This window comes from Bartonella sp. MR100HLJHH, from assembly GCF_042194215.1.
Taxonomy (GTDB): Bacteria; Pseudomonadota; Alphaproteobacteria; order Rhizobiales; family Rhizobiaceae; genus Bartonella; species Bartonella grahamii.
This window is the reverse complement of the sequence record NZ_JBHIMR010000003.1, coordinates 18,777-45,457: the sequence shown is the minus strand read 5'-3', so window position 1 is coordinate 45,457 and position 26,681 is coordinate 18,777. Positions and strand designations below refer to the sequence as shown.

The window sequence follows — 26,681 nt, the reverse complement described above, 5'->3', positions numbered from 1 at the left end:
TGCTCTAAACTAAATTGTTCCATATACGCCCATCACGTTCCATGAGAATCGTTGAAGCAGATGGCCCCCACGAACCAGCGTTATAATTGTGAAAAGGCTGTTTTATTGCTTCCCATCCCTCAATGATTGGATCAATCCAACGCCAAGCAGCCTCAACTTCATCACGACGCATAAACAGCGTTTGATCTCCACGAATAACATCCATTAATAAACGTTCATAAGCATCAGGATTACGTTCAGAAAATGCGGAAGCAAAACTCATATCTAATGGAATGTGACGAAACCGCATACCGCCGTAACTTGGATCCTTAATCATCAACCATTGTTTCACACCCTCATCAGGTTGGAGACGAATCACAAGCCGATTAGAAAAAATTTCATCTAAATCCACATTAAAAATATTATGAGGAATAGGTTTAAAAACCACAACAATTTCAGACATTCGCGTGAACATGCGCTTACCTGTTCGTAAATAAAAAGGCGTATTAGCCCAACGCCAGTTATCAATCTTAACCTTAAGCGCTACAAATGTTTCACTCTTACTCACTCTTCCCAGATCATCGAAATAAGACTCTACAGATATACCATTTGATAGACCAGAAAGATACTGCCCACGTACAGTATGCTGTCCTACATTATGTACATCAAGCGGTGTTAAAGAATGTAAAATTTTAAGTTTTTCATCGCGCACAGCATTAGCACTGTTGGTAAATGGTATTTCCATCGCAACCAAACAAAGTAATTGCAGCATATGGTTTTGGACCATATCCCGTAGAGCACCAGTGCTTTCATAATATTCTGTACGCCCCTCTAACCCTAAAGATTCAGCAACGGTTATTTGAACATGATCAATATAGTTGGAGTTCCATAGCGGTTCATAAAGTGTATTAACAAACCGCAATGCCATTAAATTTTGAACAGTTTCCTTCCCAAGATAATGATCAATACGAAAGATCTGCTCTTCATTAAAGACGCTTGCAAATGCATCATTAAGTGAAACAGCTGTTTTTACATCGCAACCAATTGGTTTTTCAATGATAATCCGTGTTTGTGGTGTCACCAAATCATTTTTTCCCAACTTCATCGCAATATCAGCAAAAAGTGACGAACTAACAGCCAAATAAAAAGCTCGAATATTCGCTGAATCTCGTGACAGAAGGAGAGCTAAATCCTCCCACCCTCGATTTGAGGAAGCATCAACAGAAACATAGCTTAAACGTGCAAGAAAACGATTGAGTTCTGTTGAATTGAGATCTTTTGGATGGATATGTTTTTCTAAAGAAGTGCGGACAAAATTTTGATATTCTTCATGACTTAAGGGAGTGCGGGAAGCCCCAATAATACGTGTTGGCTCACTGAATTGACCAACACACTGACAATGATACAAAGCCGGCAAAAGCTTGCGCGACGCCAAATCACCATTGCCACCAAAAACAATACAATCAAAAGAAGAAACTGGAATAATTTTATGCACCATGAACTTGTTTATTTTTCTATTCGATTATGAAATCCCATATCACTTATAAAAGCTTCGCTCATTAAAGCAAACAGATACTAAAGAAGCCATTAATTTGCTTCATTTCAAGCAATGTTTCCATCAAAAACGATCCATTAAAGAAAACCAACGCATTGCTAAAAATATAAGCGGATAACGCAAAACTCTTCCCCCCGGAAAAGATGAAATCTTCAAGTCTTGGAAATAGGAAAAACGTTCATATTTTCCAGTCAACCATTCTGCGTATAATTTTCCTATGAAAGGAGCCAGCATAACGCCATGCCCTGAATAACCACCACAATAAGTCATCCTTGAGAAAAGTTGTCGAACATAGGGCATGCGCTCAACTGTAATGGCAACCGTTGCTCCCCAACAATGGCTTAAATTGATAGAGTGTAATTGAGGATAAACTTCAGCAATTTGCCGTTTTATACGTTCATCTAAATTTAAAGGATGTTTATTATCATAACTTTCTACGCCACCAAATAAGAGACGATTATCAACGCTTTTGCGAAAATAGCGAACCATAAAACGGGAATCATCAACCGATTCCCCGCCTGCGAGAATTGAACTGTGCTTTGGTAATGGGTCCGTTGCTCCAATATAAGAACGAATAGAAACAATATTTTTTTCAATAAAACGCTCCAGACCAAGTTTATACCCATTTGTTGCAAGTAACACATGCTCTGCTGTTACACTGCCTTTTTCTGTTATCACTTTCCAATGGGCTCCCGTGCGCCTTACGGTCGTTACTTGTGACTTCTCATAAAGCTTAGCACCAACATCTTTAGCTTTTTTTGCCAATCCAATAATCAATTTTAAGGGATTTATATGGCCGGTATCCGCATCATAAATACCACCACAATAAAAAGACGATCCAAGTCGCCTAGATGTTTCTGCCCTATCCATAAAAGTAAGCGCATGATAGCCATAACGCTGCATCACCTCAATATGCCGTTGATAAGAGAGAAGCTCACGCCTTTTATGTGTCACAGAAAGCTGTCCTCCTATCAAATCACACGAACAATTAGGCATCGCGCATAAAGATAAAATATCTCTTTTAGCTTCTTCTGCTAAATCAAACAGAGCCTTACTTCGCTCAAAACCATACTTTTTTTCTAATGTTTCTACCCATTGCCGTTGCCCTGTTCCCAGCTGTCCACCATTGCGCCCTGAAGCACCATCACCAAAACGTGATGCTTCAAATAAAACAACATCTACTCCAGCCTTGACTAAATGATAAGCAGCCGACAGACCCGTAAATCCGCCTCCAATAATGACCACATCACACTGTCTGTTTTCACAAAAAGAAGGATAAGAGGGACGTTCTTTTAAAGTATCTTCATACCAAGAAATTCCTGGAGAAATTGAATTATAATCAATCATCGTCATAAAATTTAAACATTCAGCAGAAGATATTCACGCTCCCACGGACTAATTACTTCCATGAAAGTTTCAAACTCTTGTCGTTTGATTGCAGCATAAGTACTGACAAACACATCCCCTAAAATAGCACGTATCGCTGTATCTTGTTCAAACAAATTGACTGCCTCAATGAGTCCACGCGGTAACTCAATATTATCAGCGTTTACATTATTTGTTGCTGGCTCATCCGGCTCAATTTTTTGTTGCAAACCAATAAGACCACACGCTAGAGAAGCTGCAAGGGCTAAATAGGGATTCGCATCTGATGAAGGAAGTCTATTCTCAACACGCCGCGCTTGAGGAGCAGAACGGGGAACTCGAAAAGCTGTAGTACGATTATCATATCCCCATCTCAAATTAACAGGAGCCGAATTATCAGGGACAAGACGTCGATAAGAATTCACATAAGGCGCAAGCATCACAAGTACCCCTGGCATATGTTTTTGCAATCCACCAATAAAATGGCGAAAACAGATACTTTCTTCACCATTTTCCTGTGTAAAAATATTCATACCGGTTTTCTTATCAACAACCGATTGGTGAATATGCATAGCAGAACCCGGCTGCCCTTGAATGGGTTTTGCCATAAAAGTTGCATACATATTATGTTTTAGTGCAGCTTCACGAATTGTTCGTTTAAACATAAAAACTTGATCCGCTAATTCAATAGGATCACCATGACGTAAATTGATTTCAAACTGACCTGCTCCTTCTTCATGAATGAGGGTATCAATTTCCAATCCTTGTGCCTCTGAAAAATGATAAATATCATCAATCAAATCATCAAATTCATTCACACCGGCAATGGAATACCCCTGTCCACCACCAATTGAACGCCCAGAACGACCAACCGGTGGAACTAACGGATAATCAGGATCGGGATTTTTTTGTACCAAATAAAACTCAATTTCTGGTGAAACAACAGGGCTTAAACCCATTTTTGTGTAAAAATGAACTACCGTTCGTAAAACATTGCGTGGTGTGTAATCCACAACCTGACCATTTTGATACACAAGATCACAAATCACCTGTGCTGTGGGAGCATCTTCCCATGGAACAATGCTTAACGTAGAAAGATCAGGCTCAAGGCGTAAATCACCATCTGCTTTAGGATATTCAAAACCATGACCATCTTCAGGATAATCCCCTGAAATTGTTGCCATAAAAACTGCTGAAGGCAATGCCAATGATGTTTCCGATGTAAATTTTTTAGAAAGCATCATCTTGCCCCGTGGTACCCCTGCTTGATCAGGCGTAATACATTCAATATCCTCTACCTTACGGAAAGCAAGCCATTGTGAAACTTGTTCCCAATTGCGCACACCACGTAAACTTTTGAGAAAACGAGAGACAGGTTTAAAATTTTTACTTTTCGTTTGTTTACCATTTTTTACAGCCATAACATACCAACTTTACAAACAATCAAGTTCTATTCTTATAGTATCAGCCCCTGCATAAACGACACGAAAAAAAATTATCAACTGATATTTTTGAAGAATACTATAAGATCTATCAAGGTAAAAGAACTTTACGCTCAACAAGCTATCCTATCACCATAGTGAAAAAGTTGATATTACACGCGATACATCGGTGCGAACCTTCTTCTTATATAAAACAGCGAGAAATACCATATTGTACGTAACCTAATTCCGATTCAAATAATCATATATAAGCAAACATTGGCGAGAATAATAAAGGTGAGATATTTAATTTCCTTTTGGTTGTAGTAATGCTTAATTAAAAGAAAAGAAACTTTTCTTTTAATATGAAGCAAGTTTTGTAACTCTATTGTTATCCACATAGAAGTAAACACCCTAGGATGGTGAGTAGCCTTTACAGCTAGTGCTTACAAACACTCACCCCGCCGTAATATGCGTAAATGTATTTTCAGGACAAGACATACGCTTAGCATTTCCGACATGAAACTTAACCATCCCCTGCATAATAGAGCTATCAACCTTGTTCTGAGCGGATACTTATAGACTCTGCACTTATATCAATTCCCACCGCTTGACATTGCACTTCGCACACAATATTTAGGGCTGAAAATACAGTAGAGCATACCAAATCCAATAGATAGGATTTTTTGCTAATTGCGCCATGCGGGATCCAACATTTGATAGTCTCCAGCCCACTAGGAGGTTTGTTATTTATATCTAAAAAGCCAAAAAATCAGGATATGAGAACACAATAATATCAATTTCCTTTGAACTAACGTCCTTCATCGTCGATCTTCCACCATCGTAAAATCTTTTTTGTATCAGTTGCTTTCATATACTTTGACTTATGATCTAGTGATACTGTGCATATTGAGTACACATCCCCAGAGCCCAGATTGTAATTAAGTTCGTACCATTCTGCTCTTTTATAGAGCTAATATTTGAAAATAAATAACCATAATCTTCAGATATAATACGCCTAGGTTCAATAATTACCGTAAGCTTATATAAATCACAACCCAATTGTGATAATGCCTCATAAATTTTACGAGGGTATTCGTCATTGACCGTCACGGCATCGCAAAACGCTGTGGAAATCGGATATCCCCCGCCTAGACTGATAAAACTTTTTTGATCCTTCAATGCGTAAATATCCTTTCCAGCCTTAGTTAAGGTGGATACTATTAACTCAGTCGAATTCAAATTAGAGCCCACATGCAAAGGCACCCTATTAAGCCTAGTCCTATTGGATTCTAGCAAAGATAATGCGGCACGTAACTCCGCCGCAGTCATACCAAAACGCGATCTATCCCCGTTTGCCAGTACATGGTACGATCTCAATGAGATTTTAGGTAATATGTCAAAATGGCGGGCAAGAGTGATGATGTCATGTAATTCGATAATATTATCACACTGGACATTTATATGTTTTCTAATAGATAATTCTATCTCTTCTCGAAGTTTTACAGGGATATTAAAAAATATATCTCTACCTTTAAAACCATCTTTTTGCGCTAATGATATTTCATAACCAGACGCAAATTCCAAGTCCCAGCAACATAACAATGATGCCCCGCACGTCCATTAAAATACCCTGCTTTTTCTCGCCCTAGGCATTCATAGCCCGACCACGTAAAACAGGATACCAATTACAATATCAGACCATAAGGCTGCAAGAGAAAGTTCTTTTATATTTTTATCTTTAGATTGCCTCTTAAACAAGCTAGCCTGTTCATATAGTAAGTTATATGTATAATACATATAACTTCTACAAAAGGAGGATTCATTATGTTCCGTGAAAATCTTTGGTAATACACTCGGGTGATTGGATCACCAGTCGCCCGTCAATAATATAGTGCAAGTTAAGAAATTGGGGGAGGTAAGCTATGCAACTCGTGGATCATCCTTTTGTGAAGTTCGATCAACTCAAGCCGATTTACGACTTCACATATCCGTTATTTTGCACTATTTTAAATGAATTTTACGATTACATAGACTTTAATAAACTAGCGCAAAGTAAGCAGATTCCACAAGCGCGTACCATTTCTCTTTATTTGCATATTCCCTTTTGCGAAACCATCTGTTCCTTCTGTCCCTTTCAGAAAGGGGCCTACAAGCACGTTAAGCAAATCGAATCTTATATGTCAGCGCTTACCACAGAGATCAGAACCAAAGGAAATTTCATTCGCTCGCTTAGAGGGCCCATCCGCAGCATCTATATAGGGGGCGGCACACCGTCGCTTTTGTCCGCAGATAATATCCGACACATCGGAAAAGTATTGCATGGCGAATTTGAGCTCTCTTCCTTAACCGAGTTTACACTGGAAAGCGAACCGAAGAGCGTCACACGTGATAAACTTTATGCTGCCCGTGAGATCGGCGTTAACCGGATCAGCTTCGGTATACAGAGTTTCATTGAGCGTTTCCGATCATTGTTTAACCTCACCTCAACACGTGAACAAATCAACAATACCGTGGCTTGGTCACAAGAGATCATTGGACATGTCGGTTTCGACCTACTATATGGCATGCACAGCCAGCAAGCCGAAAAACTATTATACGATTTGAAGCAAGCCAGCGAGATTCATCCTGAAACAATCAACCTCTATGCAATCAACAATCTGGCTATCACGTCGCAACTGCATAAGTCTTACGCACAAAAAGGGCTAAAGCCATCCAGCCTACAGCATCGACAGATGCTTCGCTTATTTAGCGACATCGTTATGCGCAGCTGCAGCTATGCGCCGTGTAATGGGCATTCCTATATCAAAATTGCCAATAACACTCCTCTAACGCTCGCTAAAACGAGTTCAGCTAATTATTTCCGCTATCACAAATATTTGCATGGTTATCATGACGATTATGTGGTTGGCTTCGGGGCGTCAGCACTGTCGGTTCTCGGCTCACTCGTCACACGAACCAATCCCTGTCGAAGCGGATACATTACCGACATACAACTTAAAGGCAAATCCAAAGTATACTACAATTGGGTATCAGCGGAGCAACAAGCCTCCAAGGCTTTGTGTATGCGGCTACCTTATAACGGTTATGCCAAAAAAGAAAGAATTGACTGGACCGCACTCCCCTCTTTCGTTTACAATAACCTACAACAGCTCATAGGTGCAGGTCTCATCGCAGAAAGTGATAACAATCTCCAGCTGACTCAGCGTGGTTGGCAATGGTATTCCAACCTTATGTATTTTCTTCTACCTCAGGCAGATGGGAATATCTTGGACGGCTATGTCTCAAACATGCTGAATACAACCGCCGTACTTGATGGACCTGCGGAAATCTGTGTGGCATCTTAAGGAGAAAAGAATGTTCACTCCTTTTGCCAATAAGAACATACGCTATTTTTGCCTAACCGTTAGTCTGCTCGCCTTACTCAGCGGTGCTTTGCGCACTGCCATCCCGCTATTAGCAAGACAATCTGGATATGGCGTAGTCGGAGTAAGTTGGGCGCAAGGTCTCTTCTCATTAGCGTGGCCAATTTTCGGAATCCTTGCAGGCACTTTACTTGATCGCTGCGACAAAATAAAACTTGCCACCTCGGCTCTCCTCATCTTCATGCTACTGCATATTGTACTGTTCGTACTGCTCATGATACAGATTGCTCCAGCCGAACAAATTTTCTTCTATGCAACCATTGCTGGATTCATCGTCGTTTCTGCCGAAGCTTATATAATGACGATTCCACCACTTATCATGGAGGGAGAGCGATTGATGACCTTCTACTCAATTGTCTTGTTTTTAGATTTCGGGGTCTCCTATTTTCTTGCCCCTGTCATAACAAGCAGCATTTTAGCGCATAGCACACTGCTATTTCTTGGCCTGTTAATCGTGCTTTTTATCACATTGATTTTTACCGCTCGCCATACTGTTCCGACATCGCCAACACCTGATAAAGAAAACATCACTTTTCGTTATATCATTGCCGGCTTTCGTTTTATTTTTTCAAATCGGCATCTTACCTCCCTTACATTACTCACATTCTTTCTATCGGTAGTATTTGGAGCATTCCTAACCTCGTTCATCTTCTTCGTTACCGACGGTCGGTATCTGGGCCTACATAGCAGCCAATATGGCGTGATGTTTGCAGCCTACGCGCTTGGTACAATGGCAGGTGCCCTATTTGCACCACATATACGCTATGCACCGGTGCGCCTAGCTGTTCTCACTGACGGTTTAGGGACGGTTATCTTGCTGCTGGTTCCAGCCTTTTCAAAAAGTGCTGTCGTCGTATGGGGCGTCACCTTTATCGCTGGCGTTGGAGCAAGCTTATGGTTTATTGGTGTTACCGCCTTCAGGCAGCGCCTCACACCAAAACAACTTCTCGGGCGAGCTAATTCTGCTTTTCGGGTGATCGGCTATGCTGGAATGCCGGTCGGAAGCTTTTTGGTCGGCGTCCTTGGTTCTTTTATATCATTGCAGTTTGCTGCCGCCTTTATCGCTGGACTACTATTGGTGGCTATCGCGATAACGCTTCCATTTCTTTGGCAGGCTGATCATATAGACACACCCAACCCTGCCACGAGGTAACAGCTGCCTTTTAAAAAAGACACGGTCAAAAAAGGCACACATACCCTATTACGCAATCGATTGACCTGTTCTTTGGACGAGGAAATTATAACCGTAATGGCTAATAGAGCCAGAGGCAATAATGGAAGCAGCTAAACAAGCGTTAAAGGCAAAATAGCCCCTTTTACGTTGCATTGGGCGATGATCTCAACGCCTATATGAAGGATGCAGAGAGCTTATAGCGTACGGAGCACAATTCTTAACTAAAAACTCCGCCCTAGCAATACCCACTTATACTCCAATTAATCTGTCACCCGCTGGACATCAAATGCCTCACCCCTTTACTGCTCCTCAAAATACATTTTGCTGCACTTACGCGCCGTATTCTTCCTTTGTAATTAAAAGAGCAGCCCTCCTTTCCTAATTTAAGATCTCTGTCTACAAAACGCAGCAACAGATGCGACCATATATGCAATCACGCCTTAGGACCTGCATAGTAGAAAGCTTAGTTCAAGAGATTCATAAAGCCTATATCCCAATAAATTTACCACCCAATTCACCTTTTAAAAGGGCGGCTTTATATAAACCGTTAGAGCAAGCTATGAAATCCTTAGGTGTATTAGAAATAATTGGCGGTTTTACCTCAGACCAATGTTGATTGACTTTTACTCGTGCATATACGCAAGCGGTGCTACTCTTTTCTCAGATAGAAAGGACATAATCGTTACCATCTGACCTATTATTGTTTGAAAATAAAGAAAAAGTATCAGTGTGACTGATGATATTGAAGAGCTATCTCATTATGTGGCTGTACTTAATTACGGCATTGGGAAGCTAGACACGCAATCACCCATTTCTGCGCGCCTTCTGCATGATATTCATAAGATTTTATTACGCGGTAAACGGGGTACGTCCAAAAGCCTTGGCGAATTTCGCAAAGCACAAAATTAGCTTGGCGGTACGCAACTAAAGACAGCGTCATTCGTGCCGCCCGCTCCTACCACAGCCCCCCACTTTCTCTACCACCATCCCCCGCTTAGAATCGCGCCAACTCATTACCAGAGCCTCGTCAAACACCACACCAGTCTCAAGGGCGATAAAATGCGCCTTGCCGCATTTAATCTTCAGCATTTCTTTAAGGCACAAATCAAACTCGCTATTCGTTCCTTTTGTTTCCAGTACAAAATAAAGCTTTTGCGCGCCTTCTCACTCTTAAACACCCCAAAATCCGGCGTGTAAGAGCCTATGAGCGTCATGATTTTAAAGCTCCTTGGCAATTAAAAAAATAATTTTACTTCGGAGGCATTATCATTAATTTTGCGCAAATTCTTTCTCAATTATAAACCACATGATCATATACACTCTTCTCACTCACCAGAGCTGTACGCTCTAAATTCGCCAAAAGTTAGCTACTTGCAAAACATTCTTGCACACTATAGTCTTGGCCAGCTAGTTTTAAATATTTAATACCAGCAATAGTAAAATTGACATACGCTTTATCGAGGATTTCCTCCGCGCACTCTAAAAAAGCTTGCGTTTTTTTGCAAAATCTAATACGCGCCCACTATTTAGCAAAACATCAATATCACAAGCTTCTTGATATGCTCGTTCGCGATATTTCTGGCTAATAGCCGCACAATCATTTGGCGCATTCAAATCGGTAAGCATCTCTACTAAAAACGATGGACAGCTATTAATTTCGACTCAATCCATATAAGATGACCCACACACTATTTTTTCCTGTGTCTTTATGTAAGTCATAGGCAAGTTCCTATTTAACAGTATCTTCACTTTCAAACCTTCTCGTCTTTTATTAACTTTTTATCAGTATAAAGCCAGGCCAAATTAAGCGGGATAATTAAACATATACAAAGCAAGGTGAAACAAAAAGCTGCTTCTATACAAACATTGTTCGCCAACCAACCAATCAGCACAAGCGCTAAAATACCAAAAATACGTGCAAGAAAACTAACAATGGATAAAACCGTATTTGCATTCTTTTGTTGAATATGTTTAAAAAATTCTGCTTCAAACTGCGTTACGGGGACAGAAAAAAAACTGTGAAATACGGTGAATAAAATAATGGGGGCCCAACTGTTTGCAACGAGAAGCAGAGCAAGCATAACAACAGCACTCAGGACTAGTGAGTACAAAGTTATCGCCATAGGAGCGTATTTTTGCATAAGATATTTAATTACAAAGCGATTAAATAAGTATTTTACGAGAGTATAAGACACAAAGCACAGGCCAAGAATAAGAATTTTAGTCTTTCCTGTTGCATTGTCTAATACTCCTGTTTGTCCCAAAATAAAAGGTTGCCAAAAATGAAATATTGGCTGCAATGCGGCAACAATAAAACCACATATCAATATATAATATAACCCGATTTTTGAGGTAACTAAATAAGCAAAAGCTTCTGTTGCATGCAACAAAGAACCTGAGTCTATTGGCTGACTATCCGAAACGGATGCAATACCTATCCCCGTCACCCGACTAAACAAGAATACAAGTACGAGAAATCCGAAAGAACAAAAATAATATGCCGACTGATAATTATCCATACACAAAACAATAAGAACACCTAGCGCACCAGCAACCGTATTCATGAATGCCGTTAGTTCCCGCTTATAGGCGTTTACTTGGTGGTAGATCAAACTATCCTTGTAACCACCGCCGTCGATTAAGCCTTTAATCCATGTGCTATCAGCGCCAGAACATAAAGCAAAGCCTAAAGCATAAATAATTTCTGCCGGAATTAAGACAGAAAGATTAGGCGCGTAGATACATAAAAAGAAGAAGAGCGAAAAAAAGAAACATGATAAGATAACATTTTGTTTAACGCCGATTTTATCTCCTAAAATCCCACAAGGCACTTCAAAAATACAAATAGCTACGCTAAACACAATTTGCAATAAAGCTAACTGTGTTATGCTAACGCCCATAGACAAGAAAAAAAAAGCATGGAAGGAACCTGTAATCAGCCGAACCCCACTCATTGCCGCACAGCCATAGAGCAACTTTTTAACTTCATAATCTATCGTCATTAATATATCCAAAGGCTATAAAGCTGCCAGCTTTATATATTCTAAAACCTCAATTCAGAAGGGAGCTTCGAGCAGCCATTTTCTGCTCACTTGCTCGGGCTTTGAGCACAGTAACATCACCCCGCTTAATTTGATTTTTTCAGTTGTTTATACATATTTTTAGTTTTCATAACTTTACCTCCTATATTAGAAGTGTGGATTATAGCTACTTTGTAGCCACCTTTTGTCAATTTATTATCTTGATATAAAAAGTTTGGCTGTCCTCCCCGCGCTCACGTTAAGTATTTCATGCACCAATCATTCTGCAACAACCACCGCAGCACTTGGAAACTCATGCGCCGCTTCGGGCAAAGTACGCTTATATTCACGCCAATTTGTCACCGGCTGGTCGTTAAATGCAACGCTCGTTTGCAGTGCAGCAAAATGCGCTTTGCCGCATTTAATTTTCAGCATTTCTTTAAGGCGCAAATCAAACTCGCTGTTTGCCCCTTTTGTTTCCAGCACAAAGTAAAGCTTTTGTTCGCCATCCCGCTCTAAAAAGACCGCCCAATCAGGCGTATAAGAACCAATGGGAGTGGCTATTTTAAAACTTCTTGGCAGTTTAAAAAACAATCTGACTTCAGGATCATTTTCAAGACTTTGTGCAAACTCTTTCTCCACACTGCTTTCATAAACCACATGATCATACACACTCTTCTCACTCACAACAGCTGTACGCTCTAAATTTGCCACAAGTTCTTCACTGGTAAAAAGCTCTTGCACACTATATTCTTTCCCGACCAGCTTTAAATATTTAATGCCATCAATTGTAAGATTAACATGGGTTTTATTGAGTATTTCTTCTATGCGCTCTAAAAAAGCTTGTGGATTTTTCACAAACTCATGCTCACGACCACTCTTTGTAAAAATACCAATAATTGTCTTTGCGGTTAATTTCAACTTTAAGGTCAGATAATGTACAATGTTCGGCAGTGCACACAAACTATAATCAAGCGTACTCTGCTTTAATAACTGCTCTTCGTAGGTCACACCAGCACTATCCAGTTCTATCTCTGCTGTTTGATAAACCAAATGCGCGGGCGCAACTGGCGCCATTTTTTTCACTGCATCCACTGCTTTGGCAACAAACTCTGTACGATCAAGCTTTGCACGATAAGTGGTTTTTTTATTGATCTTCTCCCACAAGGACAAAAACTCGGGCGAAGCCACTGTTTGCTTTTTAAGCTTAACCCGCACCTCGCGCGCAGCATTACGAATAATCGGCATGGCTTGGCTCGCTTCTAGCGCCTGCAGCACAGCCTGCTTTTGCCCTTTACTAAAACGTTCACTTAAATCCAACGCCCCAGTCGCCCATTGCGCTTTTAATGTATCTGTGATTTTTCCTGCTGATGTAAGCAAGGCTTTTTCACGCAACTCAACCAATATATCAGCAGCCTCTTGCGAAGACAGAATTTTTGTTTCCGTCACAGCTGTCATATAAATCAGATCTTGCAGCGTCTCAACATTAATAAGTGCGCCTGAATCAATTTTTTTCATAATTTCTTGACGCAATTCGCGTGGCATTTCCTCCGCCCCTATAGCTTCAAATTCGCTCGCCACTAAATCCTGATCTACTTTAACGACACCCGCCTCGTCAATCAAATCTTTTGCAACAAGCGTTTTAATAATTTTTTGTGCTTGTGGCACTTCCACTTTAGCGGCTGCATATTTTACATCTTCATAAATACGGCCAACCAACTCCTCCATCTGCAATGTACCAAATTTATAACCAATATCCGCCTCTAATTCTTTTTGCAATGTACTCACAAACTCAGCAAAGCTTTCATTCACCATGACATGCAGCACATTTATATCTTTATCTTCCACCCGCTCACCTTGTTGGTTTACACACAAACGCAAACCGCGACCAATCTTTTGCCGCGCGGTAAAATTCGATTTTTGCTCAATCAACATACACACTTGAAACACATTCGGATTATCCCAGCCTTCTCTTAATGCCGAATGCGAAAAGATAAAACGCAAGGGGCATGCAAAAGATAATAACCACTCCTTATCGCGCATAATCGTGTTATAAGTGTCATCATCAGCTTGGCTGTCGCCCTTTGTATCCTTATACACGCCTTTCTTGTCTTGCGAGAAATAACCGCCGTGTACGTTTCGAACATTTTGCGCAAACTCAGTTCGCAAGGAGGTATATTTCTTTTTCGCCAACAGCTCTTCATAACATTCTTCAAACATACGCTCATAAAGTGCTGGCTCTTCATCATTGCTACGATATTTAGCCACCTCATCAATAAAAAAAAGTGATAAAACTTTAATCCCTAAAGGCGCAAGCCGCAATTCTTTATCTAAATGTGTTTCTATAGTGCGATAAATTTGCGCGCGTTTAAGCTCTACTATATTCACATCACCAAGCGCGTGGCCAAACTTGACAATTTCAGTATCAGAAAACTCAACGGCTTCATCCCCCGCCATGCAATTGATACCCGAAACAATATAACCCCTATAAAGCTCACGCCCGCCCGTAACGCGATACAGATCATCGCCTTGTCTCACTGTAACTGTTTTGCGGCTCACAGTGCCATTCTTTCCCGCAATATCCAACTCTAAGCGCGCCTTAAAGCCATGTTTGTGTGATACGGATTTCAAGGCAATATAGGGACGGTTAAAATCTTGCTCTATCTGATTAGAAGAAACACAAATTTGCTTTACCAGTCCTTTTTGATAAGCATCAACAGGTGTTAAACGATATAAAAGATTAATCTCATCTTTATGCGTGGCACTATAGCGGAAAACACAAAGCGGGTTAAGGCTCGCAATAGCCTCCTTCGCTTTTGCTGTATTATCCACCGATTGCGGTTCATCTATGATCACAATCGGATTTGTATCTTGGATATAACGCATAGCACTTTCGCCATTCAGTCTATCTTGCGGAAGGTTGATAATATTTTCTGCTTTTTTAAATGCATCAATATTGATAATCATAATTTCAATATTGGTAGAGCTTGCAAATTGGCGAATTTGCGAAAGATCTTTTGAATTATAAATAAAATAACGATAGGGCAGATTATCAAACTCTGCTTGAAAATGCTCCCTTGTTACCTGAAGTGATTTATATACCCCTTCGCGAATAGCAACACTTGGTACAACAATAATAAATTTGGTAAAGCCATAGCGTTGATTTAACTCAAAAATCGTCTTGCTATAAACATAAGTTTTGCCTGTTCCCGTTTCCATCTCAATAGAAAACTGCTTTTGCTCTAGCGTCTTACTCGCCAAGAGTTTATTGTTCTGTTGCACCTCTTGTAAATTTGCTAATATGCTTTCATCACTAATTAATAATTGATTACCACAACCAAATTCATTTAACGCTAATTGTCCTTGTTCTGAATGCAAGAAAATAGAAGAATTCCGTCGTGGTTGGCCTTTAAATAAATCAATAACGCTTTTAACCGCATCATTTTGAAATTCTTGTTGTTTAAATTTAAGTTTCATATCGCCGCCCCAATCGTCTCTCTATAGTTTAAATTTTATCAAAACTTACTTCATTGTCTTTAAAGATAAAGTCGCAATTAATAAGCGCCTCATCACTTTTAAAGGCCGCATCAAGCGCTACGATTTTTACGGGCAAATACTTTATCATCTCTTCCGCATCTTCGGGTTCAAAGGGCGTGTCTATGGCTATAATTACCAAGACATCGCCTTCGCTCTCGCCTATATAATAGAATTTTTTGCCATTGATTGGTAAAGGGTAAATTTTTAAATCCAGTGGCCAACCATATTTAAGTATGATTTCGAAGATAATATCTTGATGAGAGCGCTCGGGATTCACCCCCTGCAAAATATGATCCAAGCGCATTTGCAATTGTTCTTTAACATCAAGTGCATTCGGATCAATCGGGCTATCGTCCCATATGGAAAAGTTGGAACTATCGAGCTCTAGAACGCGAAATCCGGTGTCTAGAGGCTGCTCACTTGTGAGTTCTGCTTCATGCTTTTGCTTGATTTGTGCACCAGCGCGGCGAATACGTTCAATACCTATATCGCAGATAGTTTTATAACCAGCTTTATAGGCTTCGCTCTTTTCATCACATAATTCAGGCAATTGCACCATGATGAATTTGCGATTACCACCATCTTCGGCATTCAAAGCCATCACTGCATGCGCCGTTGTACTAGAACCAGCAAAAAAATCGAAAATGATGTCGTTGTCACTGGTCGTCTGTTCAATCAATTGCTTTATAAGACTCACACCCTTGGGATGATCAAAAAATTGGCCGCCTAAAAGTTCTCGTAATTGTTTGGTCGCTATAAAATTCATATCTGTTTCAAGCATTGTACTAAATGGTTTAGTTTGAGATTTAACTTCTGTTTGATGACGTTTATAAGTAGGCGTACCTTGTCCGTTTTTTGGGAAGATCACCTTGCCTTCTTTGATGATGTTTGCCATTCGTCCTTTTTCATAAGCCCATACACGATTGGGATTACACTGGTAAACTACACCCGTTTGTGGATCAGTAATCGGGTAATTAAGATTTGGCCGCTCTGATGCTGTTTTATTGCATGTCAAATTATCAGCCATCCAAGGCCCGCGCGGGTCATTATCGGGGTTGGTATAATTTGCAAAACTCTTTTGTACTCCACTAAAAACAGTGTGCCTGCGACTATAACACAAAATGTAATCATGGTCTGTACTTACATTGTTTTGCGCATCATTAGCACCAGTGCGTTTCCTCCACACCAGCTGCGCAACAAAATTCTCTTCGCCAAAAACCTCGTCGCACACTTTGCGCAAATTATGCACCTCGTGATCATCTATGGATGATAAATATCACCCCATCGTCACGCAATAAGGTCTGTGCCAAACGCAAGCGCGGATAAATCATATTGAGCCAAGCCGTGTGAAACCGCCCCATTGTCTCAGGGTTCGATTTTGTCGTTTGGCTCGTCACTTCCTTATATCGCGCCAATGGGTCTTTAAAATCATCACCATAGATAAAATCATTACCCGTATTATAGGGCGGGTCTATATAGATCATCTTCACTTGGCCAAAATAAGCCCGCTGGATAAGTTTTAACACTTCGAGATTATCGCCCTTAATATAAAGATTATGTGTATTATCAAAGTTTACGCTCTCCTCGCGCTTCGGGCGCAATGTCGCAAATGAAGGCTTTTGAGCAAGCTTTAAACTTGCTCCTTTGCCCTTCCATTCAAATTTGAACTTCTCAAAATCATTATCAATATATTCGCCGCATAGATTAAGAAGCTGATCTATATTGAGCTTTCCCTCAGCAAAACATTGCGGAAAGGCTGCTTTTAACTTTTCTATGTCTGGATTAACTGGACTTTGACTCATGCCCTCTATTTTATCTTCACCTGCTATTATACTCATCTTTGCGCTTCTCCGTTACGCTTAGTATAAAATATGTCTATGAATATTTCTTTTTACTTACGCAAGTCAGCTAGATCAATTCGCATTACCACATGCGGCGATTTTATATTTTTTCTTGTGTGCTATTATGGCACTTATAAACATTATCAGTAAGCTTATCAATTGTCACAAACACATCCAAAATATGTCTATATTTTAGCATTGTCATATTTCTGACAAATCGAAGAGCTGTATCGTCAATTTGACGACATGCCACCATGGGTAATTTAAAAATTGCGTCACATGTGGCTTGGTCAAGCACATACAAGTACTATCACTGTCAATTAAAACATAAATTTCTTCATCATTTATTTCGACGCAATAAAAACCAATTTCACAAGAGATTATATCGGCATCCACTTCTAGTTCTCCCTTGTCCGTGCAAGCAAGATTTGTTAAAATACCTTTTACGGAGAGTAAGAACACCCTCAAACGCCCGACAGCATGTTGAAAATCCTCCCCATGCCATAAAACGCTTTACCTTTATAGGTCTTATACTGTGCGCCAGATTCATAATAAAATATAGCTCTTATCATTTTGTCCCTGAATAATTTATGTTGCCTTATCAATCATATAATTAGGCTCATGTGCAAACCATGCTTTTATAATCTGCCATAGGAATGTATTAATCTCTTGCACTCGCTCCTTAAATATATTGCGGCATGATTTTTACATTATCAGCAACGTTGGTATTAATTGCCAACCTTCATGACAATAAGCTTTAACAAAGCTTTCGCCTGCTTCTTTTTGTCGTCCAGTGAGCTAAACTCTTGCTCTAAGCCTTCTTCGGTGAATTTACGTCTATATATAGCGCCGCGTATTGATTTTATCGCTTGTTTAAGCACTTTTCTTGTCCCCTGTCATCCTCTCATCCACGCCTTAAAAGGACAAAAAATAAATGGCCATTCCAATTGATGTCGGTAATATGCTTGGCAATAGCTTTCAAGCTTTTGTAAATCTTTCCCTCATATTGATAGCCTTTTGGCACCACAAGCACATGATGCGTTTAGCCTAAATAATCGTCACTGAAATAAGTGTGTCATAAGGCTTTGGACTCCTGCATTGACGTATACTTTACAGTGGCTATTTCTTGCTCTAATTGCTTACAACTCATTGTCTAATCCTCTCAACACATGAATGTTCTATTTCCTCGATTAGTCAGAAATAGTGTGTGTTCACAAAGTTAGACCAAAATGCAATTATGTCGAAAAATAACCAACGCTCAGCGCAAAAAAACAATTTATTCTTTTGCATTGGATAGCTCAACCCCCTCCACGCTTAGAACCAATAAACCTAAGCTTATTGATCACGTTTTTCTGTATACCTCAATCGATCAAACACAATTTAAATAAACTCCTCAATAATGACGGTATCTGCTAACTATACACCTAAGCTTGTTACTGCTATAAGTCTACCGCGCACCCAAAACGAGAAATTTATATCCTATTGAAAAAAATAATAAATTTAGAAGATCCCTTCTTAAACGAAGTCTCGACTAAATAAGATGGTTTGGGTATTTTTAGCAAAAAGAGAAAAAAATTCACTGTCTCAAGGAACTTGAGCTACGTTATCGATCATATGCAAAAAAGGCTGAGAAGTGCAGATTTCTTAAAGAAACAAAAGAAATGAGAATAGTTTTATAAAGGAAAACGGTACTGCACGCGATACATCGGTGCTAACGTTCTCTTTAAAAACACACAGATAATTACAACCAGCTTCAAAAAACAGCCTTACCAATGAAGTACTCGCTAGAGGGTTGCGTGCACAACACAATAATGACACACTGATTCCCGCAAGCGTGCTTCACATATTGTACACGTAGCCTGTACAGAGTCTACCGCTCCTAAATACTCAGACGTAATGCTACTGGATCGTACAGTGACCGCAGTTGCACCCTTAAACACCGGTTCCTACCATATCATAATGCTTGACAAAAGCATCATGCCATCATAGCAACCGCTTTGCGTAGGGGTTCCACAACATAGTTCTACAAATTGTTGACGCATTGCCAAGCTAACAGTTTTCTTGCCCACCTACGCCAATGAGACCATCACTATCCTCTTTTTGAATCGTAAAACAAAATGATTTCCCATGAGCGATAAACCATCTGCTCAAAGTTCAGCTAGCTCAAACTCATAGCATTCTAAACCTTTAGGCTCGCTCTTCCCCCAAGGGGGCATAGTCAGATATATCACTTCCCTCACCTATTCACGCGCTGGGATAAAAAAATCTGAAACTACGAGGCAACGCTGCATTTGTATGCAGCGTTGTTGTTAGGAATAAGCTTCTATTGAGATAGTTCTAATGGGAAGCACCCACAGCTAATGGTATAGGGATTAATTTGAATTCTTTCGAAATGCTATATATAAATTTAATGTGCTGCCCCAAAACACACCACCAGTGAACCCACTTAAAAGACCAAAAAGAAGGTTAAAATCAAATGCATATCTCAAATCATGTTCAATCTTGAGAAAAGCAATCAATGTGAATTTGATGACAAAAGCGATAAGAATAAATGTCAGCGTCAACCGCGTACCAGGCAGAATAATTAAATCCGTTCCCTCTTTGATTTTTAAACGCGGAGTGGCATGCCAGAGCAACCAGCCAACGCCAACGCCGATCATCAGCCCCGCCAACATTGAGATTGCTCCCCAGCGCGGGAACACCAGCTGGTTAATCACATCGCTTGCGCCCAAAAAAAGAAAGATTATCGGCAATAGAAAAAGGCGGTAAACCTTCATTTCCCTATCTTTCAATGCGATTATTCCCCTCGCGATGAGAAAAATAAGTAAAATCCAGGCCCATAAAGGGGTTCCAGTCAGAATGTTAAACAATGACATATTATGCTCCATGATGTTTGACGCGATAAAAATATTGTATGATGTTAGGAAGATATTTAGAAAAAAGAATACCAACACAAATTAAACTCATAGTGACCAACCAAATCTGGGGGGTCCATGCAAAAAAAGCCACTAGAAGACCATTGGCAAAAAAGATGATTACCCAAATCCATGTAATATATTTATTGATGAGATAAAAGAGGATATGTTTGCGTTTTTCTTCAGAAACACCAGCAGGAGCATAAAAAATGGTAAAGGGTTTATTTACCAGCAAGCTCATCAATGAAACCAGAGCAAGTGACAGATAGCAAAAAACTGTGGGGTATTTCAGTAAAAGTGTAGACCATCCAGCGAAATAATTAACAAACAGGACAATAAATGTCAGAATGTTCGTAATCATCACGGGTTCTCCCTGTCGGATAATTTTAATATTCAGAGCAATAATGAACAATAAAAGCACAGTCAAGATGAGAGAGCGTTCGACCAGAGTTAAAACGTTTCCATTGATAACCCAGGAGTAAATACTCCACGGAAGAAAAGAGATTATTATGTTAAACATGGCGCATCCTCCTTTTTATATTTGATAGAAAACTTACCGCAAGTGCTTCGTTTTTTAGTTTCCGTATGAATATAAAAAACGCCACCCAGTTCACACTTTGTATCCTGTTTAATGGTCAACTGATAGGTATCTCTCGGATAAACTGCTTCAATGAACTTTACTTTTTTCAGCGCAACAGATGCGATATTTTTCGCCCTACCCTGCGTGGACAAAGCCAGAACCATCTCAATCAATAGTGAACCAGGACATACGGCGCGGGAGGGGAAATGTTCCTCAAAAAGCGGGTGATGCGCATTAAAGGAAAAAGTACAAGAATCTCCGGTTACGGAGGAAATCTTACATAAATCGCCTAGTAATGGAAGAGCGGCTTTCTCAGAACACGAGCTAAGGAAGCAGACCTTACTGACCATGATGATTGCCTGCGCAATAACGGCCCTGCCATTGCCGTATGGGCTGACCTTACAGTGAATACGGTAGGCCTCATTAATGCGTTCAATATGTCCTTCAACGCGCAACCGATCGCTATCAAAATGGGCGGTAGAGAAAAACTGTTCAACCATAACAGGGAGATAGCGATAAGTAAGATCCGAGTTTTTAGCCACCACGGTGGCGAATCGAACTGAAAACTGATGCAAGGCTTCGAGTAACAAGCCCTGTTTCAAATAGTTATGGGCTAAATCCCAGTGAGAAATATCGATTTGCCCGCAAGCACGCATCGGTGCGGTTAAAGTGATACTCTGACATATACCCAAGAAATTTGGCTCGGTGCGATGCTTCATAGCCATGATTGGGGGACCTTTTTATATTTTTCTCTTAAATCCTTTGATGATAAACCGAAGGAATGGCACTAAACCGCGCTTGATAGTGCGCGAGAAATATCGGCATATGACAAACGAAAAAAGCCAACAATCCCAGCTCAGAAGCAGCCCCATGTTTGCTCATGATGCTTGCAATTAGAAAATCGACATTGGGTTGCAGTCCTGTATTGTCCAAAATAGATCGCGCAAGCGAACTGAAGGGGCGCATAGGCGCCTGAAAGCGTAAAAAAAAAGAAATCAACCCGGACATCCCGTTGCATAATCGGATGACCAAACCCTAGCCAGGGTTTGTTTTTGCAATAATGCGTTACCACCGCCTCAAGATTCCCAGCTTCAATCTCATGGAGGACACTAGAAAGTCGCATGATAGCATATTTGCAAACTCCCATATGCGCGTGGCCAGTGGCACACCCTCCCCCCAATTAGTGCAGAAATGACGTCGCTCTTGGTACTGGACGCGTTACGTCGGTGCTAACCTTCTCTATTTTTTTGCAGAACAGAAAGCGCGTATCAGGCTCTCTAGCCATACTTAGAGTACGCAAAGTTATTCATCACTCTACAACACTTTAAGCGCGCAATTTTATGTTTTGTATTAAAGGATTTTTGCTTTCAAAATATACGAACAACATCACACAAAGTAGAATAAACAAGCTGCCCCCAACATTAAACCAAACCTTCTCTGTAACCAGCACTGTTGCACCGAAACAGTTAACAATAGCGTGGACAAAAAAAGGCGCACACGCATAAAATTTAGAGCGCGTAACAACACCACGATACGCCAAGCATGTATTGAAAATATGCATGAGTATGACGCTTATCAAAGCACACAAAAAAATACTCGCTTGCGTCCAGGAATAAAAAATTACATACTCATTGGCTAATAAGCTAGATCGAATAGGCCAACCATTATAAACAAGGAAAGGCCCTAGCGCCTTATGAACTAATTCGCATAAACCCCAGCCTATGCCAATATTCAGCGGCAAACGCCACAACAAACTAGGCGAGCACCGATAAAACTTAGTAACTAACCAACGACGCATAGCTTCTTCTGCTACAACAAAAAAAACCGAAAATGTTAAAAATAAAAAAACAAGCGCCAGCCCCTGCTCTGCACGACTCTTGGTTTCAACAATACTCATCATATAAAGCGTTTTTATTACAGATTGCTCCCAAAAAGCAATAAACCCGCCAGCAATGCAGCTAGCAACAAACCATCCCACAGCACCAGCGACAACCAATTTGAACTTCAGAAAATGATGAAACACACATAGAAGAAAAACAACGCCAAGCACTTGCAGTAAACGTAAGGCATCAAGTTTATGTTCTGTTTCCGAGTAACGCCATACTAACAGAACAATCACCCCAAAAACTATGCCGCTCAACAGCACATTTATCCAACTAAATGTAGAGCGAAAAAAATTATAAATGACAGCGCCATAAATAAGGCCTGCGAGAAGCGAAGTAATAAATAAAACCAACATTATTATGCCCCCTCATTTACTAAAGCGTAACTGCTATTTTTCTTCATGGATAATCTGTCTTGCACAAAATCATAAATTTGCCGCATAAGAGCAAACATAAGAATAGTAGCGATTGTATAATGCCCAATTGCAAGAAGTTCTGGCTCAGCGGCCCGCCATGAAAAGCGCGCCCAAGCCGCCAAGCATTGTAAAAGCAGGATAAGAACAAAAAAACGCCATTTCTTGTCAAGGCAAACCACAAGCATTAAAAAAGTTGATAAAAGATTCAGACCTATAATAAACGTATAATATATTACCGTCTCAAGTAAAAAAAGTAAGGCGTCCCTATCAAGACTAAAAGCCCCTTTTAGGATTTTCACAGTTTCTGGTAGAGATGTAAGCAGTGCAAGCCCTATAGCAGCCCCCCAAATCCCCATTCCCACGCCCAGTGCTGCCTCTACACCATTGCCATTATCTTCTGCCACCCAATGAGAGAGCAAAAAAAACTGCATAATCGCCATGCCTATAGGGAATAGACCAACAGCAAAAACAATATTAGGCGTACTATAAGCAGAAAAATCAAAAATCAAACTGCCTATCATACGCATAAAGCCGTATAGAAAAAAAATCAAAAGCACATAACAACCAGCGCTTGCCCCAATAATCGCCTTCGTGCCTTTAAACGTTTTAACCAAAGAGAGTAACCAGCGGTACCCCAATATAAGCGAAAGCGCCAAAACATAATAAGGAAAATAACTCGTAGCGCCATAAACATAAAGAAAAACAAGACACAAAACAACGAGCAAGAAAACCAAATGTTCAACCAATGTTTTTTTCTTCATCAAAGGGAAAATAATCAGCACCAGACAAAAAACGGCGCCGATAACAGATAATGTCAATTTGTCAAGCATTATTGCAAGCCTCAAAAATAGAATTTATTAATATTGCATAGCCTGAAGAAATGTCAAACATAAACAAAAGACCAACCGCAAAATGAATTACAAAAGGCAGATAGGAATAGACCTTGCGCTTATCTTGGAAACCAAGATACATAAAACGCGTATTTATAACATGCATCAATACAATCATGCCCGCGGCAATAAGATAGCTGATCGCTTGTGGACAAGATTCAAATGCGACATAGCCCACCATTTGTGGCGCCCTATCAACACGGTAATTCAAGTAAAGAAAAAGAGCTGGGAGGGTCTTATAGCATAAGTCTAGAACACCCCAGCCCAGCCCAAAATAAAGGACCTCACGCGCAGCTAATTCTGACTTATATACGCGAAGCAACCACAAACGCAAAAGCTCCGCAGTTAAAACTGATATCAAAAGGATAAAAAAGGGATAGTTTGCAGCAACCAAACTCATGTAATGCACCACCTGCTGCTGGCTATTATTAGCAGCAGACAAAGCAGGCAATGGCAACAAAGAGCTCAAATATACAAAACCTGCCCCAATACACAAGGCAGCAACTGCACCACAGAATCCAAGAACTAAATATTTATATAAGTAGTGCTCGTACAGAATTAAAAGCATGCCAAGATAACATACCAAAAGCAAAGATAAGTCTGTAAGCCCACTTTCACTATGTGGATAAGCGAAGATGATAGCGCAGGAAAGGCCAGCTAGCCCCCCCAAAATGACGCGCTCGCCCAACAAGCCATTGTTTTTAAGGAGACGAGGGCTGGAACTTATCCCAAAACTAAGCAGCATTCCAAAAATTAAGTCAGACATATAATTTCCTTAAAGCGCCTTGCCCTCCCAAGCATACCAAGATATTATTGCGGGAGAAAAACTCCCTGCTAAGAGGCTGATAGTGTACCCCTTAGCAAGGCCTTTACCTTGTTAAAAAAGCCAGGTCAAACAACAATTTCACCACTTAGAGCGAGCACAATCCCAACCAGCTTTAGCAATACCCGCGGCTGCGCCACGGGACCCCGCCTACTATTGCTCCAGAAACTGCCCCTCCTGGGTTGGCTGCTCTAGGCTTTAGGATAACCCAAAGAACTATAGCCTCCTGTCTTCTCACTCAGTTTTCTTTTTAAACGGGTTAATCACGCTAAGCTTCACATTCTTTGATTTAATGTAACGCGCGTACACATAAACAACAAACATCAAACAAATCCAATTTCTAACCATTCTATAGTCATCATCTGTATGAACAAACGCTACATAATAAGAAACAAAGAGGCTAAAAAACAGCTCTGCAAGAACATCAAGGACCAACCAATAATATTTCTTTGTAGTAACAAAGAGAACCATCAAAAATGTCAAAAAAACTTGGCCCGTTAGAATAGCAAAACCAAACACCGCATAATCAAACATTTTTTTCACTGCCTCCCTGTTTGCAAAACCTATCTGTTGATAGATTTCTCGAAGGTCTGATAAAAGCAGTGATGACACAAAAAAGATGCCTATGGCAAACCCACAGCCAATGCAAATGCTTAAATCTAGCACTGACATAGATTTTTCCTTCAAAGCTTTAGCAATTAGGACATAGCGAGCCCCCCCTATCATCAACGGAATAATGAAAAGCAGATAAATATAGCTCGAAAGCTGCAGATCAAAAAAATCTAACAGAAGGTCATCACTCACAACAATAAAACCAGCTGCGATGAAAAAAATGGGGCAACTTGCGATAATGGCCAAACTAAAGCATTTTATATTGTTTACTATATTGGGTATAAATTCAATGCAAAAAGAAAGAAAGAACATAATTATAGCAACATGAGAAGATGTTATCGACACATCGTCTATATACTCAAAGATATATATGATGGGAGGAACAACCAATGCCGCCACTATGAATGCAACCATGCTCCCCTTGTATAACATGCTTTTTCCATTAATAGCAATAGTTTTGAAGAATAGACACATGCCAAACCACAGACAAAAATAAGCGAGCACTAAACCAAACGCGCCCATAGCTCCTCCTGTGTAATATTCCAAACATAAAGGTGGCACCTTTTACAGTACCACCATTCTAGGCTTTAGGATAACCCAAAGAACTACATCAAAAGTGCATCAACATCCCACCACCTGAATTAGCAATAGATTGACCCAACAACTGTGTGCCACACTGGACAGCAGCCACACCATAACCAGCATAACCGCCTATGGTGTCTCCGAATTCATTGCCTACAGCTTGCCCAAAGCTTGCTACGGCCATGCCAGTCATAGGATTACGCCCCGCTGCCCATCCTAGGAAAAAACCACTCGCAAGGCCAACCTTACCACCATGCTTGCTACCAAACGCACTACCAGAGTTATATTTGCTACTAAAATTATCGGCACTGCAATAATCGTACGAACTACTTGAAAATCTCATTTATTTTCTAATTTAGTGTATAGATACCCCCCCCAAGGTTACTTATGTCCCCGCGCCAGAATGGCCTACCCATAATCAACCACCGAAACACCCCTGGAGATATGAATGCACTTTCATGCAAGTCCGCATTTATAATATATAGTTGACAAAATCAAGGTAATTGTGTCAAAAATATGTCATATTTTAGTAAATTTATGCTTACTTACTTATTTTATGTGTTTAAACTTAATGGTTTATATTATGAGCAATAATAATGAAAGTCGAATAAGATTCTCTTAGTTTACAAAATATACTAAAAGTATATAAATATACTGATAGAG

The 26,681-nt window shown here is 40.2% G+C and carries 22 protein-coding genes and 1 pseudogene; 3 read left to right on the top strand and 20 right to left on the bottom strand.

Translation table 11 applies throughout. The annotated features are described in order from the left end of the window. Positions 1 to 4: 4 nt before the first annotated feature. The 4 genes from zwf to ACFIJ7_RS02680 all read right to left on the bottom strand — a co-directional run bounded on the left by zwf (position 5) and on the right by ACFIJ7_RS02680 (position 5,907). Entirely contained in the window at positions 5 to 1,477 is a 1,473-nt protein-coding gene (gene zwf, locus ACFIJ7_RS02695; protein WP_375635801.1) for a glucose-6-phosphate dehydrogenase, read from the bottom strand. Between the two features lie 120 nt (positions 1,478 to 1,597). Further along, entirely contained in the window at positions 1,598 to 2,881 is a 1,284-nt protein-coding gene (locus ACFIJ7_RS02690; RefSeq protein ID WP_375644610.1) for an NAD(P)/FAD-dependent oxidoreductase, read from the bottom strand. Positions 2,882 to 2,892: 11 nt separating this feature from the next. Then, a complete protein-coding gene (locus tag ACFIJ7_RS02685; protein ID WP_375635802.1) occupies positions 2,893 to 4,320 on the bottom strand; it encodes a glutamine synthetase family protein in 1,428 nt (475 codons plus the stop codon). 891 nt (positions 4,321 to 5,211) lie between these two features. After that, complete coding sequence (locus ACFIJ7_RS02680) at positions 5,212 to 5,907, bottom strand: hypothetical protein (protein ID WP_375635803.1); 696 nt, start codon at positions 5,905 to 5,907, stop codon at positions 5,212 to 5,214. 338 nt (positions 5,908 to 6,245) lie between these two features. On the opposite strand from ACFIJ7_RS02680, the gene ACFIJ7_RS02675 reads away from it, so the two are divergent. Then, a complete protein-coding gene (locus tag ACFIJ7_RS02675) occupies positions 6,246 to 7,667 on the top strand; it encodes a coproporphyrinogen-III oxidase family protein (RefSeq protein WP_375644555.1) in 1,422 nt (473 codons plus the stop codon). Between the two features lie 10 nt (positions 7,668 to 7,677). Next, positions 7,678 to 8,898, top strand: coding sequence for an MFS transporter (locus ACFIJ7_RS02670; protein ID WP_375644554.1), 1,221 nt, complete (start codon positions 7,678 to 7,680; stop codon positions 8,896 to 8,898). A 48-nt stretch (positions 8,899 to 8,946) separates the two neighbouring features. On the opposite strand, the gene ACFIJ7_RS02665 is transcribed toward ACFIJ7_RS02670, so the two are convergent. Then, positions 8,947 to 9,072 (bottom strand): hypothetical protein, encoded by a 126-nt coding sequence (locus ACFIJ7_RS02665; RefSeq protein ID WP_274532013.1) that lies wholly within the window; start codon positions 9,070 to 9,072, stop codon positions 8,947 to 8,949. 576 nt (positions 9,073 to 9,648) lie between these two features. Here ACFIJ7_RS02665 and ACFIJ7_RS02660 point away from each other — a divergent pair. Further along, on the top strand, positions 9,649 to 9,828 hold the full coding sequence (locus tag ACFIJ7_RS02660; RefSeq protein WP_375628256.1) for a hypothetical protein: 180 nt from the start codon (positions 9,649 to 9,651) through the stop codon (positions 9,826 to 9,828). Positions 9,829 to 9,855: 27 nt separating this feature from the next. Here ACFIJ7_RS02660 and ACFIJ7_RS02655 read toward each other — a convergent pair. The 15 genes and pseudogenes from ACFIJ7_RS02655 to ACFIJ7_RS02585 form a co-directional block, all read right to left on the bottom strand. After that, positions 9,856 to 10,133 (bottom strand): annotated as a pseudogene (locus ACFIJ7_RS02655) (hypothetical protein). Between the two features lie 537 nt (positions 10,134 to 10,670). Next, on the bottom strand, positions 10,671 to 11,921 hold the full coding sequence (locus tag ACFIJ7_RS02650) for an MFS transporter (protein WP_375635806.1): 1,251 nt from the start codon (positions 11,919 to 11,921) through the stop codon (positions 10,671 to 10,673). Between the two features lie 297 nt (positions 11,922 to 12,218). Next, positions 12,219 to 15,416 carry a DEAD/DEAH box helicase family protein gene (locus tag ACFIJ7_RS02645; RefSeq protein ID WP_375635807.1) on the bottom strand — a complete coding sequence of 1,066 codons (3,198 nt, stop codon included), beginning with the start codon at positions 15,414 to 15,416 and terminating at the stop codon, positions 12,219 to 12,221. A 28-nt stretch (positions 15,417 to 15,444) separates the two neighbouring features. Then, the gene (locus tag ACFIJ7_RS02640; protein ID WP_375644609.1) at positions 15,445 to 16,707 is read right to left on the bottom strand and encodes a site-specific DNA-methyltransferase; all 1,263 of its coding nucleotides are present in this window, start codon (positions 16,705 to 16,707) and stop codon (positions 15,445 to 15,447) included. Between the two features lie 25 nt (positions 16,708 to 16,732). Continuing rightward, entirely contained in the window at positions 16,733 to 17,314 is a 582-nt protein-coding gene (locus ACFIJ7_RS02635) for a DNA methyltransferase (protein ID WP_375644553.1), read from the bottom strand. A 907-nt stretch (positions 17,315 to 18,221) separates the two neighbouring features. After that, positions 18,222 to 18,350: a DUF2924 domain-containing protein gene (locus ACFIJ7_RS02630; RefSeq protein WP_375635809.1), complete on the bottom strand. Its 129-nt coding sequence runs from the start codon at positions 18,348 to 18,350 to the stop codon at positions 18,222 to 18,224. Positions 18,351 to 19,689: 1,339 nt separating this feature from the next. Next, entirely contained in the window at positions 19,690 to 20,193 is a 504-nt protein-coding gene (locus ACFIJ7_RS02625; protein WP_375635811.1) for a hypothetical protein, read from the bottom strand. A gap of 1 nt (position 20,194) precedes the next feature. Beyond that, positions 20,195 to 20,752: a hypothetical protein gene (locus ACFIJ7_RS02620; RefSeq protein WP_375635812.1), complete on the bottom strand. Its 558-nt coding sequence runs from the start codon at positions 20,750 to 20,752 to the stop codon at positions 20,195 to 20,197. Further along, on the bottom strand, positions 20,740 to 21,537 hold the full coding sequence (locus tag ACFIJ7_RS02615) for a beta-hydroxyacyl-ACP dehydratase (protein ID WP_375635813.1): 798 nt from the start codon (positions 21,535 to 21,537) through the stop codon (positions 20,740 to 20,742). The genes ACFIJ7_RS02620 and ACFIJ7_RS02615 overlap by 13 nt, the downstream gene beginning before the upstream one ends. A 28-nt stretch (positions 21,538 to 21,565) precedes the next feature. Continuing rightward, positions 21,566 to 21,820: a hypothetical protein gene (locus ACFIJ7_RS02610; protein ID WP_375644552.1), complete on the bottom strand. Its 255-nt coding sequence runs from the start codon at positions 21,818 to 21,820 to the stop codon at positions 21,566 to 21,568. Positions 21,821 to 22,136: 316 nt separating this feature from the next. Beyond that, on the bottom strand, positions 22,137 to 23,051 hold the full coding sequence (locus tag ACFIJ7_RS02605; RefSeq protein WP_375635815.1) for a hypothetical protein: 915 nt from the start codon (positions 23,049 to 23,051) through the stop codon (positions 22,137 to 22,139). Positions 23,052 to 23,053: 2 nt separating this feature from the next. Beyond that, positions 23,054 to 23,941, bottom strand: a complete 888-nt coding sequence (locus tag ACFIJ7_RS02600) for a hypothetical protein (RefSeq protein WP_375635816.1) — start codon at positions 23,939 to 23,941, stop codon at positions 23,054 to 23,056. Then, the gene (locus ACFIJ7_RS02595) at positions 23,934 to 24,767 is read right to left on the bottom strand and encodes a hypothetical protein (protein WP_375635817.1); all 834 of its coding nucleotides are present in this window, start codon (positions 24,765 to 24,767) and stop codon (positions 23,934 to 23,936) included. Before ACFIJ7_RS02595 ends, ACFIJ7_RS02600 begins: the two co-directional genes overlap by 8 nt. Before the next feature lie 291 nt (positions 24,768 to 25,058). Further along, complete coding sequence (locus ACFIJ7_RS02590) at positions 25,059 to 25,850, bottom strand: hypothetical protein (protein WP_375644551.1); 792 nt, start codon at positions 25,848 to 25,850, stop codon at positions 25,059 to 25,061. Positions 25,851 to 26,046: 196 nt separating this feature from the next. Next, positions 26,047 to 26,361, bottom strand: a complete 315-nt coding sequence (locus ACFIJ7_RS02585) for a hypothetical protein (RefSeq protein WP_375644550.1) — start codon at positions 26,359 to 26,361, stop codon at positions 26,047 to 26,049. Positions 26,362 to 26,681: the final 320 nt, after the last annotated feature.